This window comes from Nocardia sp. NPDC050799 (genome assembly GCF_040654015.1).
GTDB lineage: Bacteria > Actinomycetota > Actinomycetes > Mycobacteriales > Mycobacteriaceae > Nocardia.
Genome location: NZ_JBFAHF010000002.1, coordinates 22,886 through 43,308 on the forward strand (window position 1 = coordinate 22,886; position 20,423 = coordinate 43,308).

At 68.6% G+C, this 20,423-nt stretch carries 17 protein-coding genes and 1 other RNA gene; 8 read left to right on the forward strand and 10 right to left on the reverse strand.

Going from position 1 to position 20,423, the window contains the following annotated elements:
* The 3 genes from AB0H42_RS02675 to AB0H42_RS02685 all read right to left on the reverse strand — a co-directional run.
* On the reverse strand, window positions 1–2,820 hold a 2,820-nt coding region (locus AB0H42_RS02675), incomplete at its 3' end, for a TIR domain-containing protein (protein WP_357048770.1).
* Window positions 2,821–2,929: 109 nt separating this feature from the next.
* Window positions 2,930–3,391, reverse strand: coding sequence for a DUF4231 domain-containing protein (locus AB0H42_RS02680; RefSeq protein WP_357048773.1), 462 nt, complete (start codon window positions 3,389–3,391; stop codon window positions 2,930–2,932).
* Window positions 3,392–3,556: 165 nt separating this feature from the next.
* Window positions 3,557–4,444, reverse strand: coding sequence for an alpha/beta fold hydrolase (locus AB0H42_RS02685; RefSeq protein WP_357048776.1), 888 nt, complete (start codon window positions 4,442–4,444; stop codon window positions 3,557–3,559).
* A gap of 115 nt (window positions 4,445–4,559) precedes the next feature.
* Between AB0H42_RS02685 and rnpB the strand changes: the two genes are divergently transcribed.
* The 3 genes from rnpB to AB0H42_RS02700 all read left to right on the forward strand — a co-directional run bounded on the left by rnpB (window position 4,560) and on the right by AB0H42_RS02700 (window position 6,554).
* Window positions 4,560–4,975, forward strand: an RNA gene (gene rnpB, locus AB0H42_RS02690) — RNase P RNA component class A.
* A 154-nt stretch (window positions 4,976–5,129) separates the two neighbouring features.
* Window positions 5,130–5,666: a hypothetical protein gene (locus AB0H42_RS02695; protein ID WP_357048778.1), complete on the forward strand. Its 537-nt coding sequence runs from the start codon at window positions 5,130–5,132 to the stop codon at window positions 5,664–5,666.
* Between the two features lie 57 nt (window positions 5,667–5,723).
* Complete coding sequence (locus AB0H42_RS02700) at window positions 5,724–6,554, forward strand: NAD(P)H-binding protein (protein WP_357049526.1); 831 nt, start codon at window positions 5,724–5,726, stop codon at window positions 6,552–6,554.
* A gap of 115 nt (window positions 6,555–6,669) precedes the next feature.
* Here AB0H42_RS02700 and AB0H42_RS02705 read toward each other — a convergent pair whose 3' ends face one another.
* On the reverse strand, window positions 6,670–7,059 hold the full coding sequence (locus AB0H42_RS02705; RefSeq protein ID WP_357048781.1) for a hypothetical protein: 390 nt from the start codon (window positions 7,057–7,059) through the stop codon (window positions 6,670–6,672).
* Window positions 7,060–7,481: 422 nt separating this feature from the next.
* Between AB0H42_RS02705 and AB0H42_RS02710 the strand changes: the two genes are divergently transcribed.
* Window positions 7,482–7,778 carry a hypothetical protein gene (locus AB0H42_RS02710; RefSeq protein ID WP_232330454.1) on the forward strand — a complete coding sequence of 99 codons (297 nt, stop codon included), beginning with the start codon at window positions 7,482–7,484 and terminating at the stop codon, window positions 7,776–7,778.
* A gap of 141 nt (window positions 7,779–7,919) precedes the next feature.
* Here the strand turns inward: AB0H42_RS02710 and AB0H42_RS02715 are convergent, their stop codons facing one another.
* The 4 genes from AB0H42_RS02715 to panB form a co-directional block, all read right to left on the reverse strand.
* Window positions 7,920–8,801 carry a CHAD domain-containing protein gene (locus tag AB0H42_RS02715; RefSeq protein WP_357048784.1) on the reverse strand — a complete coding sequence of 294 codons (882 nt, stop codon included), beginning with the start codon at window positions 8,799–8,801 and terminating at the stop codon, window positions 7,920–7,922.
* Complete coding sequence (gene pip / locus AB0H42_RS02720; protein WP_357048787.1) at window positions 8,794–9,765, reverse strand: prolyl aminopeptidase; 972 nt, start codon at window positions 9,763–9,765, stop codon at window positions 8,794–8,796. Before pip ends, AB0H42_RS02715 begins: the two co-directional genes overlap by 8 nt.
* Window positions 9,765–10,172 (reverse strand): hypothetical protein, encoded by a 408-nt coding sequence (locus AB0H42_RS02725; protein WP_357048790.1) that lies wholly within the window; start codon window positions 10,170–10,172, stop codon window positions 9,765–9,767. Before AB0H42_RS02725 ends, pip begins: the two co-directional genes overlap by 1 nt.
* Window positions 10,173–10,301: 129 nt before the next feature.
* On the reverse strand, window positions 10,302–11,174 hold the full coding sequence (gene panB / locus AB0H42_RS02730) for a 3-methyl-2-oxobutanoate hydroxymethyltransferase (protein WP_357048793.1): 873 nt from the start codon (window positions 11,172–11,174) through the stop codon (window positions 10,302–10,304).
* Between the two features lie 156 nt (window positions 11,175–11,330).
* Here panB and AB0H42_RS02735 point away from each other — a divergent pair, with 156 nt between their 5' ends.
* The 3 genes from AB0H42_RS02735 (at window position 11,331) to AB0H42_RS02745 (ending at window position 17,554) form a co-directional block, all read left to right on the forward strand.
* A complete protein-coding gene (locus tag AB0H42_RS02735) occupies window positions 11,331–12,872 on the forward strand; it encodes an alpha/beta hydrolase (protein WP_357048795.1) in 1,542 nt (513 codons plus the stop codon).
* 64 nt (window positions 12,873–12,936) lie between these two features.
* Entirely contained in the window at window positions 12,937–14,274 is a 1,338-nt protein-coding gene (gene glnA / locus AB0H42_RS02740; RefSeq protein ID WP_357048798.1) for a type I glutamate--ammonia ligase, read from the forward strand.
* Window positions 14,275–14,542: 268 nt separating this feature from the next.
* Window positions 14,543–17,554, forward strand: a complete 3,012-nt coding sequence (locus AB0H42_RS02745) for a bifunctional [glutamine synthetase] adenylyltransferase/[glutamine synthetase]-adenylyl-L-tyrosine phosphorylase (protein ID WP_357048800.1) — start codon at window positions 14,543–14,545, stop codon at window positions 17,552–17,554.
* On the opposite strand, the gene AB0H42_RS02750 is transcribed toward AB0H42_RS02745, so the two are convergent.
* Window positions 17,497–17,838: a hypothetical protein gene (locus AB0H42_RS02750; RefSeq protein ID WP_357048804.1), complete on the reverse strand. Its 342-nt coding sequence runs from the start codon at window positions 17,836–17,838 to the stop codon at window positions 17,497–17,499. The two genes, AB0H42_RS02745 and AB0H42_RS02750, sit on opposite strands and share 58 nt — an antisense overlap.
* A gap of 219 nt (window positions 17,839–18,057) precedes the next feature.
* Here AB0H42_RS02750 and AB0H42_RS02755 point away from each other — a divergent pair, with 219 nt between their 5' ends.
* Window positions 18,058–19,494 (forward strand): metallopeptidase, encoded by a 1,437-nt coding sequence (locus tag AB0H42_RS02755; protein WP_357048807.1) that lies wholly within the window; start codon window positions 18,058–18,060, stop codon window positions 19,492–19,494.
* A 12-nt stretch (window positions 19,495–19,506) separates the two neighbouring features.
* Here the strand turns inward: AB0H42_RS02755 and AB0H42_RS02760 are convergent, their stop codons facing one another.
* Window positions 19,507–20,367, reverse strand: a complete 861-nt coding sequence (locus AB0H42_RS02760) for a lysophospholipase (protein ID WP_357048810.1) — start codon at window positions 20,365–20,367, stop codon at window positions 19,507–19,509.
* Window positions 20,368–20,423: the final 56 nt, after the last annotated feature.

Here is a 20,423-nt window from a genome sequence, read left to right on the forward strand (position 1 = left end):
TTGTTCTGCACCGTCGGCTCGTACGATCCGCACATTCCCCTTGAAATCACCGACGACCGCGGTCGAACCGTCCGCGCTGACCCCCACACCGGTGATCCAGCCGTCCAGCAGGAAGGTTTGTTCTGCACCGTCGGCTCGTACGATCCGCACATTCCCCTTGAAATCACCGACGACCGCGGTCGAACCGTCCGCGCTGACCCCCACACCGGTGATGTTGGCGGGCAGGAGCGAAGAGTGTCCGGAATCGTCGGCTCTCACAATCCGCACATTTCCCATGGCGTCACCGACCACAACAGTCGAACCGTCCGCACTGGCCTCGGCCTCCGCGACCTGGTTAGGCATGTGGAAGGACCGTTCGGGAGCACCGGTCCGTATGACTCGCACATTCCCTATCTTGTCGCCGATCACAACAGTCGAACCGTCTTCACTGACACTTCGAACAGTGATGTCGCCGGGCAGGAACGAAAATTGTTCGGGAGCGCCGGCTCGTACGATCCGCACGTTCCCGCCGTTCTCGGGGATCACAACTGCCGGATCGTGAATCCTGCTACCGAGTCGACCCGGCTGTGGGAGATCCGGACCCAACTCGATGATGTCACGAAGCCGGTACTGCGCGTTGAGCAGCGCGTGCTGGGTGGCCGGGCTGGAGCCCAGAGCATCAGCGGCGAGGATTTGCCGGACGCCACGCACGGTACCTCCAGGTCTGTCGCCGACGAGCATGGGTGTGCCCTCGGAGATGAGGCGGGTGGCGATCGCTTCGCGGGCACGGGCATCGGCCCGCCGGCCGGCCTCGGCCTGTAAGAGAAAGCCGGTCCCGGCGAGTACCGCGGCGAGTGCTGTCACCACCATGAGAACGACCAGGGCCCGGGCGCGGCGGCGTAGTGCCTCGGCGTGCTCGCGGGCGCGGGCGAGCTTGGATGCGGTTCGCTGGTTCTCGTGCCGGCGTGAGGCGGTGAGGTACTCGGTGACGCCGGCGAGGCGGTCGCGGTAGCCGGGGCGGCCGGCGAGGGCTTGCGCGCCGCTCAAGCGGGTCCCGGTCAGCAGCCAGGCGTCGGCTCGGTGGTGACGTTCCCAGTCGGCGGCAGCGTTTTCGAGGGTGTCGGCGGTGCGAAGGTCGTCGGCCTGTTCGCGTAGCCAGGCCGCGAGGTCGTCCCATCGGCGCAACAGACTTTCCAGCGCGACCTCGACGGTGACACTCCTGCCGTCGTGGCCCTTGACGAGCAGACGCCGGTCGACGAACCGGTCGATCAGCGGTCGCGCCGCGGCGGGCAGATCGTCGTAGCGGGCGATGCGGCGCAGCGGTTGGTCGGTATCGGGGGCAACGGTCGCCAACCAGGGGACGAATGCCGTCCGTAATAGATCCAGCTGTTGTTCGCGGGTGGCGGTATCGGGGTTGAGGATCTTGTCGATCTCGGTGGATACCACATCGGCGACGCCGCCGATACCACGGTAGTGCTCGAGGGTGAGCCGGCCGGTGTGGCCGTAGTCGCGGTGCAGGGTGGCCAGGGTCAATGCCAGCAGCGGAAGTGTGTCGGCCCCGTCGTGGCAGTCGGACAGCAGTCGGTCGATCAGCTCGTCGGTGAACTCGACGCGGTGGCCGGCGGCCGAGGCACGTGCGGCGGGTCCGGTGATGATGTCGCGGAACCGATGCCGCGGCATCGGTGTGAGCTCGTCGAACAGTTCGGTGCCGATGCCGGCCAGTTGCGGTGCCGACTGCAAAACCTCATAGCGGTCGGTGCGGATGGTAGCGGCCACGATCAGCGGCACCCGTTCGCCGATCGTCGCGGTGAGCACCGCCGACAGCAGATCCAGCAGCTGCCGTCCCTCCGGCCCTGCATCCGCGGCGAACAGTTCTTCGGCCTGATCGACCGGCAGCAGCAGAGTCGGTGCGGCGGAATTCGAGTCGGGTAGGCGCCGGGACGCCACGACGTGGATCTCGGCCAGCCACTCGCGCAAGACGTCGGCATCGCCCCGTAGCAGGACCTTCTTGATGTCACCGAGTGCTGGCAACGGAAGTCCCAGACCGGCACGGGTGGCGTGCACGGTGGCGGCAAGCCCTAGTGATCCGGTTATCGCGAATCGTTCCGGCCGGACGATGTCGAGCATTGTGAACTCGTGGTCCTCGCGCGCGAGACGTGGTATCAGCCCGGCCCGCAAGAACGACGATTTACCGGTGCCCGAAGGTCCGAGAACGACGAAAAGCCTGCGACTGCCGGTGACTCGTATCCCGCGCAGCCGATCCAACGCGTGGAGCAGTTCGGTGTCGCGGCCGAAGTACACGGCCGCGTCCACTGGATCCAGTGGACGCCAGCCCCGATACGGGGACCGGTCGAGGTTGTTCGGCGGTGGCCACGGGAAGTGGATCGCGGCGATTCCCGCTTGTTGTAACCCATCGAGCAGTCGGGTCAGTCCCGCTGTGCGCAGCACCACCGGTTCGAGGCGGCCCGGCAATCGGATCTTGGTCGACGGACCGGAGCCGTACAGGTCGCTGCGCTGCCATTCCCGAGTGATATCTCCCTCGCCCACCGGCCCCAGCCGCGCGACGAAGATCCGTTTTCCGAGCATTTCCGCGGTCCGGTACTCGACCTGGCATTCTCGCGAATTCAGCCAATGCGCCGATACGAGGCACAGTACGGCCTCGCAGCGGGTAACCGCCGCGCGCAATTCCGCTTTCCACTGCCGTCCCGCCGCTATCCCCGTCGTCGGGTCCACATCCAGGAACACTTCGCGGTCCAGCGCCGGAGCCTGCTCGGCCAGCCACTGTTTCAACGCGATCGCCACCGCACTGTCCTTGCTGGAATGACTCAGGAAAATACGCATCGATGCCGATCCCCTCCGATGTAGAATCACGCAGGAGCCCGGGAATTTCCGCCTGTCCTATTGCTCGGTCCGCAGCCGACGATTGCTGTGCGTGGCGGAATTGTCCGCGCTACGCCGGTAGTTGCTTCGCCTCCTCCATTGGTTGATCACTTTGGGTCGCCCAGGTGGCATTCTCCTCGGCCATGACCGACTCGATGCGTTCGGCCAGCCTGATATGACGATCCGGCGAACCATAGGGGCCGGCTTGGGCGAGGTACAGGAAGCTCTCGTGTTTGAGCTGCTCCGCGGCCGAACGATACAGCAGCCAGTTGCTGTGCCACTGGAACAGCTGTTGCGCTCCCTCGGCCACCAGCACTGCCGCGGCAGCACTCGCGGTCACCCAACCCGGCACGCCGACCCCGGCGATGACAGGCACGATCGCGCCCACCACGATCTGGCCCAGCTTCACCCGTTTGTACATGGTTTGCGCATGTCGGCTTTTCGTCCGATACCACCGCAGCTGGTCTTCCAACCGCTGCCAGACCAGATCGGCAGTACCGGGACTCCCCGGAGGCTCGCTTGCATCCGCCACGCCCCAGATGTATCACGGAAACCGTTCCGGCACAGGCTTTGCGGCGAATGCATCCCACTCGGGTGCGTTTATTGCCCAGCAGATGTTCCCGGGCCGGCGGTCGACCGCCGGCCCGGGAACATCTACGCGGGTACCGGACAGGCGCAGTAGAGCCGGTACCGGCGGTCAGGGACGCAGCACCGAGATCAAGAACTCGGTCTGGTCGTAGACGGTCTGTTCGAAGAGTTCGTCGAAGTACAGATCGAAATGACCTGCGGGATACCGCTTCACCACCGCGTGTTTGGTCTTCTCGGCGGCCCGCAGCGCGGGTTTCACCGGGGTGATCGAATCCTTGTCGCACAGCGCGTACAGCACCGGCATCTTCAATTCCTTCACATGCCGGGCGGGACGGGCGAACAGGATCGAGAAGGCCGCGCGGGCCGCGATCTTGGGCCGGTAGTTCGCGCTCTCCTCGGCCAACCGGCCGAATCCGGCGGGTACATCCGAACCGGTCATCATCGCCGTGGCACGTTTACGTCCGGCCAGCCGGATCTGCACCGGCTTGCGCAAGATCGTGCCGAACACCAGGTCCGACGCCGCCAGGAAGCCCACCTTTACGAAACTCAGCAGTCCCTTCGCCAGTGCGGAGGAGACTCCGCTGACGAAGGGGACCTGCGCCACCACCGCCGCGATATAGGCGTCGTCCGGGGCGACGGCCAGGGCGTGGCCGCCGCCCAGCGAGGTGCCCCACAGGGCGATGCGGGTGGCGTCGAAACCGCGCATCGTCCGGGCATAGGCCACCGCGGCGATCCAATCCTCGCGCTGCCGGGCGAGATTCACCACCTGCCGGGGATCGCCGTCGCTGGCCCCGAAATGCCGGTAATCAAAGACCAGCACCCCCATTCCCGCCGCGGCGAACCGCCGCGCGAACCGATCCAGTCCCATTTCCCGGTTGGCCCCCAACCCGTGCCCCATCACGACGATGGGGCGTGGTTTGGGTGGGCCGGCCGGTAGGTACAACCAGCCGGCACATTTCTGACCTCCCGACGGGAAGCCGACCTCGACACGCTCCATGATCATCGACCGTACCGAGTCATCGGTCCGGACGAGTCATCCAGCCTTGGCAGGAGCGCGCGGCGACCGGGGGCGGGCGGCGGTCGACTGCCACCGAGTATCCTGATGCGGCGGATGAGTCGGCCGGGCGGTCGCGGCGCCGGGAACGGACACCCAAGTGGTGTCACGCTCGGCGCCGAGGAAAGTCCGGACTCCACAGAGCAGGGCGGTTGCTAACGGCAACCCGGGGTGACCCGCGGGACAGTGCCACAGAAAACAGACCGCCCACGGCTCGTGAGGGCCGTGCGGTAAGGGTGAAACGGTGCGGTAAGAGCGCACCAGCGCCCCGGGTGACCGGGGCGGCTCGGTAAACCCCGCCCGGAGCAAGGTCGAAGATCGCACCTCGCGGTGCGGTTGCGCAGGTGTTCGAGGGCTGCTCGCCCGAGCCTGCGGGTGGACCGCTCGAGGTACCCGGCGACGGTGTGCCCAGATGGATGGCCGCCCCCCGGTGCGAACCGGGGACAGGATCCGGCTTACTGGCCGGCTCGTCCGCACCCGTCCGCCCCGCCCCGGCAGCGCGTGCCGGATTCGCGCGGTCGTTCCCGACGGTGGCAGCGGGGAACTGGACGGAGGGGGAACCGGGCGTACGATCTTTGTTTCACAGCGGGGGCCACCGAGTGCCCCGTGCCGGCACCAGGGAAACACGATGAGAGCCAGACAATTCGCCGCCGCCGCAGTCGGGGCCGCCGTGTGCGCACTGTCGGCCTGCGCAGCCGATGACGCATCGACCGGCCAGGCCCCGCCCATGACCATCGTCGCCAGCGAGGAGACCTCGGCGGCGAGCGTGCCCCCCGCAACGAAAACACGCGGGCTGTACGATCCGGCCGAAACCGCGGTCGGCCAGTCCGGTTTGGCGGCGTTCATCGTGTCGGTGGAGGAGGTGAACTCGCAGGAGGGGCCGGTGACCGTGTTCACCCTGCAGATCGAGAACATCACCGACGATGTGTGGAACGGCAAGAACTGGACGACGCCGACCGTGGTGTACGGCGACGCGGGCACCGCGGCTCCCCACGTCAAGTCACCGCCGGAAGGATTCGGTGACGGCGTGCAGGGCTTGATCCCGCCCGGCAGCCGCCAGACGGTGAAACATGCGTACAAAGTGACCAAGGCGCAGCTGAATCCGGCGGTGGTGACCGCGGGCAGTGTGCTGTGGGAGGGCGACTTCTCGAAGTTCCACCGGTGAGCCCGTCTCGGCGGACGCCGGGTCGATGATCACCCCAGGTTCAGAGCGGAGATGAGTATGGCGATTCTGGTGACCGGTGCCACCGGGAACATCGGCCGCAAGGTCGTCGATCAGCTGCTGATACGAGGTGCGACCGATATCCGCGCGCTCACCGTCGACCCGGCGAAGGCCGCATTGCCGCCCGGCGTCGAAGCGGTTCGTGGATACCTGCGCCGGCCCGAAACGCTGCCCGCCGCGTTCGATGGGGTGGATCGCATGTACCTGGCATCGATCCAGGACGGGGTGGACGAGGTGGTCGAAGTCGCCCGCGCCGCCGGGGTGCGCCATATCGTCGATCTATCCGGCGAACCGGACAGTTGGTGGGGGGCGATCGCGACGGCGGTCGAAGCGAGCGGGATCGCCTGGACCCATCTGTGGCCCGGTGATTTCATGGAGAACACGGGAATGTGGGCGCAGCAGATCCGGGAGACCGGCGCGGTGCGCGAACCCGACCCCGGGGCCGGTAGCACGCCGATCGCGATGGACGATATCGCGGCGGTCGCCGCGGTCGCGCTCACAGAGGACGGTCACCGTGGGCGGGCGTACGAGCTGACCGGCCCGGAGAAACTGAGCCGAGCCGAACTGGTGCGGGAGATCGCCGCAGCGCTGGGCCGCACGATCGATTTCGTGCGTGTCACTCCCGAGGAGACCGTGCGTGCGCTGGGCCCGGCGATGGGGGACAACGCGCAATGGTATGTCGAGAATGTCCTCATCGGGCTGGATGGGCACACGTTGCCGCCGAACCGGGTGGTCGAAGAAATAATCGGTCGTCCGGCGACGACCTTCGCACAATGGGCCGCGCGATATGCGACCGAATTGTTCGGCGAGGACAGCGCCCGCGGGCGCTGATCGGAAAAACCACCGTTTCGCCCGGGCCGCTCGATTCGTGCCACTCATCCTTTTCCGGTGAATTCCGCGGCGGGTCGCGACGACGAAATTCACCGGGGTGCGGATCGGCGTGTGGCTATCGCCCCGAGCACATGACGGCGACCATCTGATACACGGCCTGTGTCTCGGCGTCGGTCGCTTCGGTACCGCCGGCTGCGAGCCGGCCGGACAGCGCGGAGACCACCTCGTCCTGCGGTTCGCCGGAGCGGATCTCGGCGCAGGTTTCGGTGAAGATCGCGGTGATCGCCGTATCGTCGCGGCCTTCGGCGAGACCGGGGAAGGCACCGCGGAAGCTGATCGCGAAGGAACCGGCCTTGACCTGGTCTATCTGCGCGGTATCGGGAGTCGCGGCGGTCGTTGCAGGGGATGCCGTTGGGGTCGATTCGGCGCCGTCGTTTCCGCAGGCGGTGACGGCGGGCAGGACCGCGAAGAGGACGGCGGTGAGTAAGGACAGAGGTCTGTGCACGTGCCGGATGGTAACTCCGCGAGATGGACACCGTCCCCCGCCCGGCGGGGGACGACGTTCATCCAGCGGCTACTCAGGCCGAGGGACCGATCACGAACATCTGCGCGAGGGAGGCAGCCTGCTGCGGACCGACGAGGGGGAGCAGATAGTCATAGATGAGAGTGGACATACGTGAGGAAACTCCAGCTCGGATGTAGTCGGATGCTTACGGTTCGCCACAGTATCAGTTGCCAGGTGGGCACGATCTTTTCCGGCGGGATTCGTGCAGAACTGGCATAAATGGTGATCGCCGTCATAAAGTATGCGGGGTCGGCAGGCTCGCCCGGTGCCCTGGAGTTCGCGGAACGAGCCGATTCATACCTATCGGAAGACAGGTCACAACACATATGCGGGTAGCACGTACCTTGGCAACCGGAGCTTTGATGGCCGGGGCCGCATCTGTTCTCGCTACCGTGGGCGCCGGCTCGGCCGGTGCCGTCGCGGTGACACCGCTGCCCGGTGGAGTGCGGGTGGACCTCAGCCCGGCGGATACCCGCTGGGTGGATCAGAACAATATCGGGCAGATGGTGGCGGGTGTTCCGCATCCGTCGGCTCCGTCGTTCGGTCAGGCGCTGGACGCGGCCGCGGCCGTTTCCTCCACCTACCCGAACGGCCGGGTGACTTTCACGGTGTTCGGTCCGCTGCACGAACTGAGCGGCTCGATGCTGGCGTTGCAGTAGTCCGTACGGATTTCCGTACTGTCGGGCCGGTACCGGGGCAACCCGGTACCGGCCCGGCTCGTTTCCGGCCGGGGCGCGACGGTGGCCGGCTGAGCCACGCCCTCGAAACCCGCTCTGCCACTCCGCTGTCGGAACCGGGCCTCAGGCCGTGTCGATGGCTGCGGCCGCCGCGGGATACTGCGCCAGGTGGCGACCGGCCGCGGTGTCCTCGGCATCGGCCAGTGTCTCGAACAGGGCGGTGTCCTCGCCCGCGGCGCGGGCTTCGGCGGCGCGGGCGCGCAGCGCATCGTAGGATTCGACCGCGTCCCGGTGATCGCCCAGCACGGTCTGCAGGTGTTTGGCGCGTTTGCCCAGGTCCGCGGCGGTATCGCCGAGGACCGCGGTGGCGGCTTCGCAGGAATACCGTAAACGCTTGGCACTTTTACGGATATCGTGCAGCAGTTCGACCCGGTCGGCGGGTGCCACGGTCGGCTCGGACCGCACCAGGCCCCGCACCCGTTTCCGGTCCTTGCGCAGTACCGTCTCGAACATTTCGCCGGCCGGTATCGCGTCGACCGATTCGCGCAACGGCGGAGCGTCGCGCCATTTCTTCAGTTCCCGCCGCATGGCGCGGTAGCGGTCGCTGTCCAGTGCCGTCAGGACCTCGCCGTGCGCGGCGGCGTACCGGTCGCGTTCGGCGCGGACCAGGCGGTCGCGGGTGGGTTCGAGGGCGGCCGATCCGGGATCGGCGTAGCGGTCGAGCAGCGCGATGAAACGTTCGGCGCGGACCTCCGCGTCGCGCGCCACTCCCAGCAGCCCGGCCAGCCAGGCGAGTTCGGTGCGCATCCGGCTGTCGGCGTCCGGGTCGATCAGCTTCTTGTAGGAGCGCAGCACACTGCGCAACCGGCGGGTCGCGACCCGCATCTGATGGACCGAATCGTCGGCGTCGGCCCGCACCTCCGGTTCGGCGGTGAGCAGGCGTTCGATATCGGCGCGTAGCGCGTCGGTGAGGGCGTCGGCCGCCGAGACCTGTTCGTCATTCATGGTGTTCCACCGTTGCGAAGGTACCGGTCGCCTCGACCAGATGATGGGTGATACCGGGTTCTGCGGCGGAATGCGCGGCGTCGTCGACGATGTGCAGGCGCGACCCCGGCCAGGCGCGGTGCAGATCCCACGCGCTGACCGCGGGGCAGACGATATCGTGGCGGCCCTGCACGATGACCGCGGGAATATGGGTGATCGCGCCGATATCGCGGAGCAGCTGGGCCTCCTCGAGGAAGCCGCCGTGCCGGAAGTAGTGGTTCTCGATCCGGGCGAAGGCGAGGGCGAACCGGGTATCGGAGGTTTCGGCCATCCGCTCGGGGTCGGGGCGCAGCGTACTGGTGGCGCTCTCCCAGGCGGTCCACGCGAGAGCCGCCGTGGTGACGACCTCCGGATCCGCGGAAGCGAACAACCGGTGGTAGGCCTCCACCAGGTCGCCGCCGCGCTCGGCCGCCGGAACCGGGGCGAGGAATTTTGCCCACTCGTCCGGGTAGACGTAACCGGCGCTGCCGTTGTAGTACCAGTCGATTTCCTTGCGGCGCAGCAGGAAAATCCCCCGCAGCACCAGTTCGGTGACCCGCTGCGGATATCGCTGCGCGTAGGCGAGCGCCAGGGTCGAACCCCAGGAACCACCGAAGACCAGCCACCGCTCGATACCGAGTGCGGTGCGCAGCGCTTCGATATCGGCGATGAGATGGGCGGTGGTGTTGACCGAGAGGTCGGCCCCGTCGGCGATATGCGGGGTCGAGTGGCCGCAGCCGCGCTGATCGAACAGCACGATCCGGTAGCGGTCCGGGTCGAAGAACCGGCGGTTGTGCGGGATGGTGCCGCCGCCCGGACCGCCGTGCAGGAACACCGCGGGTTTCCCGACCGGGTTACCGCTGGTCTCCCAGTACACCGCCTGGCCGTCGCCGACCTCGAGCATGCCTCGTTCGTAGGGTTCGATCGGCGGGTACGGCGGACGCATCAGAATGCCAGGCCGGAGGCCAGGTCGGGGAGTTCGAGTGCCTGGACGGCCTCGTCGTGCACATCGGAGCAGGCCTTGACGGTCACCCGGTCCACCACCGCCTTGTCGGCCAGGACCTGGGCGTTGATGCCGCCGTTGGTGAGCGCCCATTCGTGCACCATGGCGTTGAGGCCGATCCGGCCCAGCGTCGGGCCCTGGACCCGCCAGTTGGACAGCTCAGGGCGCATCATGTCGCACAGGTTCTGGGCCGCCCTGTCGGAGACCTCGAGCGGGGTGGCGGGTGCGGCACTGCTCGTGGTCGCCGAGGGGGTGGCGGAAGAGGTGGAGGCGGCCGGAGAGGTGTCCTCCGAACCCGTCTGCACACCGCCGCACGCGGTGAGCAGCGCCGCCCCGCACACTCCCGCCACCGTGAGGGCACCCCGTGTTGTCCAAGCGCGTCGCCGCATCAGTACCTCAGAACTCGAGAGTCGAAACCGTCGACACCGAGTTTGCCATCCCGCGCCGGACTGGGGACCCGTCACGAGCCCGGACCGGGGTCAGAAACTGTGTTCCGGACCCGGGAACGTGCCGCGGCGTACCTCCTCGGCATAGGCGGCGGCCGCCCCGCGCAGTTCGTCGCCGACCGCGGCGAACCGTTTGACGAACTTCGCGGTCTTCCCGCTGGTGAACCCGGCCATGTCCTGCCAGACGAGCACCTGGGCGTCGCAGTCCGCGCCGGCGCCGATACCGACGGTCGGAATGGTGAGCTTGCGGGTGACCTGACCCGCCACCTCGGCCGGGACCATTTCCATCACCACCGAGAACGCGCCTGCGGCCTGGACCGCGATCGCGTCGGCCAGCAGTCCCTCGGCGCCCTCGCCGCGGCCCTGGACGCGATAGCCGCCCAGGGTGTTGACGCTCTGCGGGGTGAAACCGATATGCGCCATCACCGGGATACCGGCGGCGGTGAGCAACCTGATCTGGTCGGCGACGCGCTCGCCGCCTTCCAGCTTCACCGCGTGCGCGCCCCCCTCCTTCATGAACCGGGTGGCCGTGGCGAGGGCCTGCTCGGGGGAGCCCTCATAGGTACCGAACGGCAGGTCGGCCACCACCAGGGCGTGCGGGGCGCCGCGCGCCACGCCGCGCACCAGCGGGATCAATTCGTCGGTGGTGATGGGCACGGTGGTCTCGTATCCGTACACCACATTGGCGGCAGAATCGCCGATCAGCAGTACGGGGATGCCGGCCTCGTCGAAGAGGCGGGCGCTGGAATAGTCGTAGGCGGTGAGCATCGCCCAGCGTTCACCGGTCGCCTTCATCTGTTGCAGATGCTGGACGCGGGTGGGCCGCCGGGCCGGTTTCGCCACCGCGGTGGCACCGTAGGCGGGTGTTTCCGAGGTGGAATCGGGCGTGCCTGATGATTCGGACATCATCGTCCCTTTCGTCTCCTCGAGGCCCTGATCGGGTCCCCGGGTCTGGTTGACGTCCTCCAGTGTGCACCCGCGGCCGAGCCCGGATTAAGCCCGCGACCAGGTGCGGTTGGTCACATCCCCGGGACCGGGCCGGGTCCGGCTAGCATGGCGGCGGTGCGGAGCGGGTGTGGAGTGCCGGCGGGTGTGCTGGCGGTGCTGGCTGTAGCGACGGTGCTGGTCGCGGGATGCGCGGACGAGGCCCGGGAACAACCGGACCCGCCCGCGCCGATCCCCGCCGAGCTGAGTCGTTTCTACGGCCAGACCCCGGCCTGGGAGCCGTGTGCCGGCTACACCGACCCGGGGGAAGCGCTGCCGCCGGCGGCGCAGTGCGCCCGGATCGAGGTTCCCGTCGACTACGCCGACCCCGCCGGCCCGACCGCGCAGCTCGCGGTGTCCAGGATGCGCGCGAGCGGCGACAAGATCGGTTCGCTGCTGATCAACCCGGGCGGTCCGGGTATGTCCGGGCTGTCCACGGTGATGCTGGCCGGTGGGACCGAGCTGGCCGATCGGTTCGACCGGGTGGGGTTCGATCCGCGCGGGGTCGGCGCCTCCACGCCCGCGGTCGACTGCCTGACCCCGCAGGAAGCCGATGCCGAGCGGGCCGAACTGCCGGAGCCCAACACGCCGGAGGGGATCGCCGAGGCCGAGACCGAGAACCGGGAATACGCCGACCGCTGCGTGACCCGCACCGGTACGGAATTACTCGCCCATGTCGGCACCCGCGAGGTGGTCCAGGATATGGACATCATGCGGGCGGTGCTGGGTGATCGGAAGCTGACCTATCTCGGTTATTCCTACGGCACCCGGCTGGGGACCGCGTACGCGGAAAAGTTCCCGGGCAATGTCCGTGCCATGGTCCTCGACGGCGCCATCGATCCCTCGCAGGACCCGGTCGCCGAATCGCTACGCCAGGCAGCGGGATTCCAGAAGGCCTTCGACGCGTATGCCGCGGATTGCGCCCAATCACCGGACTGCCCGCTCGGTACCGATCCGGCGCGGGCGGTGCCGCGGTTCCGGGCCCTGGTGGATCCGCTGTGGAACGCGCCCGCCGCCACCACCGACCCCCGTGGCCTCGGCTACGACGACGCGATCACCGGGGTGCAGCAGACCCTGTACGGCGAGGATTTCTGGCCGGTGCTCACCATCGGGCTCACCGAGTTGGCCCAGGGCCGCGGCGATACGCTGCTACAGCTCGCCGATATGTACAACGGCCGCCGCGACGACGGCACCTACAGCAATCTCACCGACGCCTTCGACGCGATCCGCTGCGTGGACGACCCGCGGGTCACCGATCGCGCGGTCGCCGGCCGGCAGGACACCGAATACCGCCGGGCCGCCCCGTTCCTGGACGACGGCCGTGGCACCGGAGCGGCGCCGCTGGAACTGTGCGCGCAGTGGCCGGTGCCGAACACCAGCCGGCCGCACGATATCTCCGTCGAGGGACTGCCCCGGCTGGTGGTGGTGTCCACCACCGGCGATCCGGCCACGCCGTACCAGGCGGGCGTCGACCTCGCCGACCAGCTCGGTGCGGCACTGATCACCCACGAGGGCGACAGCCATACGGTGGTCTTCAACGGCGGCGCCACCTGCGTGGACGATGCGGTCGTGCGCTATCTGGTGGACCTCGAGCCCCCCGCCGAGGGCCTCCGCTGTTGATCCGACACACAGCGCGGCGCGTCATGTAACACGGATTTAACGCCGGGTGCCTACTCTCGCGGTCATGGATCGCCAGAAGGAATTCGTGCTGCGGACGCTCGAAGAGCGGGACATCCGCTTCGTGCGTCTCTGGTTCACCGACGTACTGGGCTATCTCAAGTCCGTCGCCATCGCGCCCGCCGAGCTCGAAGGAGCTTTCGAAGAGGGCATCGGATTCGACGGATCGGCGATCGAAGGGTTCGCCCGGATCTCCGAGGCCGATATGGTGGCCCGGCCCGATCCGTCGACCTTCCAGGTGCTGCCGTGGTCCTCCAGCAAAGGCCACCAGCATTCCGCCCGGATGTTCTGCGACATCACCATGCCCGACGGGTCGCCGTCGTGGGCCGATCCGCGCCATGTGCTGCGGCGTCAGCTCAACAAGGCGGGGGATGTCGGCTTCAGCTGCTATGTGCATCCGGAGATCGAATTCTTCCTGCTGAAGAACCAGCCCGACGGCGTCGACCCGGTCCCCGCCGACAGCGGCGGCTTCTTCGACCAGGCGGTTCACGATTCCGCGCCGAACTTCCGGCGCCACGCCATCGATGCGCTCGAATCCATGGGTATTTCGGTGGAGTTCAGCCACCACGAGGGCGCGCCCGGCCAGCAGGAGATCGACCTGCGCTACGCCGACGCCCTGTCGATGGCCGACAATGTGATGACCTTCCGCTATCTGATCAAGGAAGTGGCCATCGACGAGGGCGTGCGCGCCACGTTCATGCCCAAACCGTTCGCCCGGTACCCGGGCTCGGCCATGCACACGCATATGAGCCTGTTCGAGGGCGAGGCGAACGCGTTCTCCGATCCGGACGATCCGGACAACCTGTCCGCGACGGCGCGCGCGTTCATCGCGGGCATCCTCGAACACGCGCACGAGATCAGCGCCATCACCAACCAGTGGGTGAACTCCTACAAGCGGCTCATCCACGGCGGCGAGGCGCCGACCGCGGCCTCGTGGGGCCGGTCCAACCGTTCGGCGCTGGTCCGGGTGCCCATGTACACCCCGAACAAGTCGTCGTCGCGGCGCGTCGAGATCCGCAGCCCCGATTCCGCCTGCAACCCGTACCTGACCTTCGCGGTCCTGCTCGCGGCCGGCCTGCGCGGTGTCGAGAAGGGCTACACGCTGCCGCCGGAGGCCGAGGACGACGTCTGGTCGCTCACCGCCGCCGAACGGCGTGCCATGGGCTTCAAGGAACTGCCCGGGACCCTGGACGAGGCACTGCACGCGATGGAGCGTTCGGAGCTGGTCGCCGAAACGCTCGGTGAGCATGTATTCGACTTCTTCCTGCGCAACAAGCGGCGCGAATGGTCGGATTACCGTGCCCAGGTGACGCCGTTCGAGCTGCGCGAATACCTCGGTCTCTGATTTCGTCCCTCGTCCGCCCGGTGGCCCCCCGCGGTCGCCCGGCGGGCGGGAGACCCGCGATCCGCTCGGGGCCGCAGGGTGTCGACGCGGACGCCGGTGACGCCGCGGTTCGGCCGGCGACGGTCACGGCCGCATTCTCCGGTTCGGTAACGGGTCGGCCCACCGCCCGGACCGGCCGGTTCCGTGACTCCGCGCCGGTGTGGCCGGCGACCGCGCGCGACCGAGGGGTCCGGCACATTCCGGCCCCGGTTATCGGTACCTTGAGCTCATGGTCCGCCCACCGTCCGCCCGGTCCGCCGTCCCCGGCGTCGGCCGCCTGGGATTGCTCGAACCGTCGGCCGCCGATTCGCTGAAAACGCTCGGCTGGGACAATATCGAGAGCATTCCGGTGCTGTGGTCGCTGTCGCGGTCACCGGACGCCGACCTCGCGCTGAACACGCTGATCAGGTTGTCCGAGGCGCTCGGGAACGAGTGGGCCGAGCTGGATTCGGCGATCCGGGCCGAGACGATGCTGCGCGGCCGGCTGTTCGCGCTGCTGGGTTCCTCCACCGCGCTGGGCGATCATCTGGTGGCCGATCCGGGGGCCTGGGTGCTGTTGCGCCGGGAGGAGTTACCCGACCGCGACGAGCTGATCGCCGATCTGCTCGCGGTCGTCGGCGGCGAACCCGAGTCCGGGCCCAATGCCGCGCCGATGCTGTACCGGGCCACCGAATCCGGACCGGAAGTGGTCGCGGCGCTGCGCAAGCGGTACCGCGATCAGCTGATGCTGCTGGCCGCCGTCGATCTGGCCGCCACCGTCGAGGACGAGCCGGTGATCCCCTACGAGCTGGTGGGTCGCCAGCTCACCGCGCTCGCCGACGCCGCGCTCACCGCCGCGCTGGCGGTGGCGGTGGCCCGGGTGTGCCGGGACGAGCCGTGCCCGGTGCGGCTGGCCGTGATCGCCATGGGTAAGAGCGGCGCGTGCGAACTCAACTACGTCAGCGATGTCGATATCGTCTTCGTCGCCGAACCCGCCGATGCCGTCGCCACCCGCCTGGCCGCCGAACTGATGACCGTGGGTTCCTCGGCCTTCTTCGAGGTCGACGCCGCGCTGCGGCCCGAGGGCAAGGCCGGCGCCCTGGTGCGCACGCTCGATTCCCATCTGGCCTACTACCAGCGCTGGGCGCGGACCTGGGAGTTCCAGGCGCTGCTCAAGGCCCGGCCGATGACCGGCGATCTGGACCTCGGCGAACAGTACCGGTCGGCCACCGACGCGCTGGTGTGGACGGCCTCCGAGCGGCCGGACTTCGTCCCGGATGTGCAGGCGATGCGCCGCCGGGTGGAGGATCTGGTGCCCGCCGACCTGCGCGAGCGCGAACTCAAACTCGGCAGCGGCAGCCTGCGCGATGTGGAGTTCGCGGTGCAGCTGCTGCAACTCGTGCACGGCCGGGTCGATCCGAAACTGCACGTCCAGGGCACCGTGGAAGCCCTCGCGGCGCTCGCCGCGCGCGGATACGTGGGCCGCGAGGACGCCGCCAACCTCACGGCCTCCTATGAATTCCTGCGTCTGCTCGAACACCGGCTGCAGTTGCAGCGGCTCAAACGCACCCATACGTTGCCCGCCGCCGACGACGAGGAAGGTATGCGCTGGCTGGCCCGCGCCGCGCATATCCGCCCGGACGGTAGACGTGATGCCGCGGGAGTGTTGCAGGCCGAGCTGCGTCGGCAGACGGGCCGGATCCGCCGGTTGCACACCAAACTCTTCTACCGGCCGCTGCTGGAATCGGTGGCCCGGCTGGACTCCGACGCGCTGCGCCTGAGCCCGGACGCCGCCGTCCGGCAGCTCGCGGCGCTCGGGTACGCCTCGCCCGAGCACGCGCTCAGCCATCTGCGCGCATTGACCAGCGGTGTCTCGCGAAAGGGCCGGATCCAGGCGGTACTGCTGCCGACCCTGCTGGAGTGGCTCGGTGAGACTCCCGACCCCGACGCCGGACTGCTCGCCTACCGGCGGGTGTCGGAAGGGCTGGCGGACCAGGACTGGTATCTGCGGGTGCTCCGCGACGAGGGTGCGGTCGGGCAGCGGCTGATGATGGTGCTGGGTTCCTCGGCGTATCTGCCGGACCTGCTGATCAACGCCCCCGAAACCATCCGCATGTACGCCGACGGTCCGCACGGACCGCTACTGCTGCGCACCCAGCCGGTGGAGGTGGCAGGCGGCATCCTCACCGCCGCCGACCGCTACACCGACCCCAAGCGGGCCGTGGCCACCGCACGTTCCCTGCGCCGGCACGAACTCGCCCGGGTGGCGTCGGCGGACCTGCTGGGCCTGCTGGACGTGCCACAGGTCTGTGCCGCCCTGTCCGCGGTGTGGGTGGCGGTGCTCGAGGCTTCGTTGCGCGCGGTGATCCGGGCGAGCGTCGCCGAACGGGGCGCACCCGCGCCCGCCGATTTCGCGGTGATCGGGATGGGCCGGCTAGGCGGCCGGGAACTCGGCTACGGCTCCGATGCCGATGTGCTGTTCGTCTGTGATCCGCGGCCCGGCGAGGACGAGCACGTCGCCGTGAAATGGGCCAACAGTATCGCCGAGCAGGTACAGAAACTGCTCGGCGCCCCCAGCACCGATCCGCCGCTGCAGGTCGATGCGGGCCTGCGGCCGGAAGGGCGCAGCGGCGCGCTCGTGCGCACCCTCGCCGCCTACGACGCCTACTACCACCAGTGGGCGCAGCCGTGGGAGGTGCAGGCGCTGCTGCGCGCCCACCAGGTCGCCGGCGATCAGCAACTGGGCCTGCGTTTCCTGCACACGATCGACGGGGTGCGCTACCCGGCGGGCGGTGTGTCCGCCGACGCGGTCCGCGAGATCCGCCGCATCAAGGCCCGGGTCGATTCCGAACGGCTGCCCCGCGGCGCCGACCCGGCCACCCACACCAAACTGGGTCGCGGTGGCCTCGCCGATATCGAATGGACCGTCCAGCTGCTGCAATTGCGGCACGCGCACGAGATCCCGGCCCTGCACAACACCTCGACGCTGGAATCGCTCGATGTGATCGAACAGGCGGAGCTGCTGAGCCCGATGGACACCGACCTGTTGCGTCAGTCCTGGATCACCGCGACCGCGGCCCGCAACGCGCTGGTTCTGGTGCGCGGTAAACCCTCCGACCAGTTGCCCGGTCCGGGCACCACGCTGTCGGCGGTGGCCCGGGTCGCGGGCTGGCCTACCGACGACGGCGGTGAGTTCCTCGACAACTACCTGCGGATCACCCGCCGGGCCCGAGCTGTGGTGGAGCGGGTCTTCGGCGTCTGACCAGCGTCCGGAGCGGTCAGGGCCCGGAACCGGGTGACGAGTTCCGCCAGCGCCCGGCGGTCCTCCCGATCGGCCGGGCGGTAACCGCCCTGCGCGGTGATCGTCACCCGGGTGTCCTTTCCGATCCCGAGTTCGGACCAGCACCAGGGGAGCACCGGCAGGTTCACCGAGCGGTCGTTGGCGGCGACGGTGACCCGCGAGCTACCGCCCGGTAGGCAGAACGCCAGTTCCTCGGCGGCCGCGGCCGTCAACGGGCCGGGCGAGCGGAATTCCTCGATGTACACCGGGCCTCCTCGGGACGGGTGGAGTTCAGTGTAGGACCGGACCGGGTGCCAACGGCCCTCCCGACGACTCCTATACCGCAGAGTGACCGAGCCGCCCGTACTTCAGCGCTGTACGCCGTTGCCCGCCTTGTGATTCGATATTCCTCGGCGCGGTCGCGGCGGTATCGCGATCGGGCGGCGCCGGGCCCGCGGGTCCGGGGCAGGAACGGGGAGGCGGAAATGGCCAGGACACGGTGGTCACGGCTGGTCGTCGCGGTGGCGGCGGTATTGACGGTTTCGGCGTTGTCGGCGTGCTCGCAGGCGAATTCGACACAGCGGGAGGCCGAGAATCCGTGGCAGATCACGGGGGCTACGACCAGCACGGGGCCCAGCGGTCCCCGGGAGGGCGTACCCGACACCGACCGGCAGGCCGAAAACGGTGACGGCGGCGAAATGGACCGGCTCGCGCTCAACGCGGTCGCCGATATCGAGGAATTCTGGACGGAGAACTATTCGGCCACCTTCCCGGGCGAGTTCCGCCCGGTATCGGAACTCATCTCCTGGGATGCCACTGCCCCCGAACGCGATTCGGTCGAGTTCTGCACGGTCAGCACCCACGAACTGGTGAACGCCGCCTATTGCGGAACGGACGAGACCATCGGCTGGGACCGCGGTGTACTGCTGCCGGAACTGGTCGAGCAGTTCGGCGACATGGCCGTGGTGATGGTGCTCGCCCACGAATACGGGCACGCCCTGCAGATACCCGCCGGGATCGCGACCGAGGACTCCCCGGGGCTGGTCACCGAACAGCAGGCCGATTGCCTGGCCGGCGTCTTCCTGCGGCATGTGGCCGAGGGCGATTCCCGGCATTTCACGCTCAACACCACCGAGGGTCTCAACGGTGTCCTGGGCGCCACCGTCGCGGTCCGCGACCGGGATCCCGACGACCCGGACAATGTGCACGGCAGCGCCTTCGAGCGGGTCACGGCGGTCCAGATGGGCTATACGAACGGCGCCGAGGCGTGCGCGCAGATCGACGAGCAGGAGATCGAGGAGCGCCGGTCCGGCCTCCCGGTGACCTTCGAGGAACCCGGAGAGGAGTACCTGCAGCTGGAGGTCACCGAGGATTCCCTCGCGGATATGGCCGCCGCGCTCGCGGCGATCCTGCCGGTCACCGGTTCACCCGAATACGACTACGACGGAGTGCCGGCCCGCTGCTCCGATACCACCCGCACCGTACCCGTCGCGTACTGCCCGGTCACCGATGTGATCGGCACGGATGTCGATGCGCTCGCCGAGCGCGCAGGCGAAACCGGCGGCGAGGACGGACCGCTGTCGGCCATCGTCGCCGGCGACTACAACGCCTTCGTGGTGTTCGTCTCCCGCTACACCCTCGCCTACCAGAACGACAAACAGCTCTCCCTGGTCGGCGCCGAGACGGCGGGATTGCGTACCGCCTGTCTTTCGGGTGTGGTCACCACGGCGCTGAGTAGGGAGAACAGCAATCCGCGCCTGTCCGCGGGCGATCTGGACGAGGCGGTCTCGGGTCTGCTCGCCGACGGACTGGCCGCCAGTGATGTCAACGGCGATGTGGTCCCCGAGGGCTATCTACGGCTGGACGCGTTCCGGCTGGGTGTGCTCGGAGGCGAGAACGCCTGCCTCGCGGAATACGAGTAGACGCACCGGCGCTCACCCTCTGGCGACCCGCGCATCCAGCCAGGCGACCACATCGGCGAGTACCTGGTCGCGTTCGGGCTCGTTGAAGATCTCGTGGTAGAGCCCGTCGTAGCGGCGGACGGTGAGATCGGTGGTGCCCGCGCGCTGTTCGATCCGGTCCGTACTCGCCGGGGCGGCGATGGCGTCGCCGGTTCCGTGCAGCGCGAGCGTCGGAACCCGTAACTCAGGCAGACGGTCGAGCACGGCCCCGGCGGCCGTGAGGATCTCGGTCGCCGTGCGGGCGGGCAGTTTCCCGCGGAACACCAGCGCGTCGCTGTCGTAGGCCGCCACGACCGCCGGATCGCGGCTGATCTGGGACGAATCGAGTTTCAGCACGCCGAGATTCGGTGCCAGCCGGGTGAGCACCGGGGCCAGCAGCCGCTGCGCCGGATTCCCGGCGGCGATGAGCAACGGCGGCGCCGAGACCACCACCCCGGCCACATCCAGCGGCGCCCTGGTCGCCAGGTACAGGGTGATCAGGGCACCCATGGAATGGCCGATCACGAACGCCGGTACGCCGGGGTGTTCCGTGCGCGCCAGATCGAGGAGAGCCGCCACATTGTCGGCGGCGTTGCCGATCGACCCGATATTGGCGCGCGAGCCCGCGTCGGCGGATTCCCCGTGCCCCACATGGTCGAACGCGTACACCGCGAACCCGGCGGTCGCCAGGGTCCGCGCGACATACTCGTAGCGGCCCGAATGCTCGGCCACACCGTGCACGAGGACGATCACCCCGCGCGCCGCCGTCGCGGGCGCCCAGGAACGCCGGCTCAGCCGGTGCCCGGCGTGCTCGAACTCCCCACGCTCTACCCGTATGTCCTGGTCGCTGGTCACAAGGCCTCCCTCGAGGTCGGTACGTGCGGTCGGCGGCGGCCGTAGCGGAGGCGAAG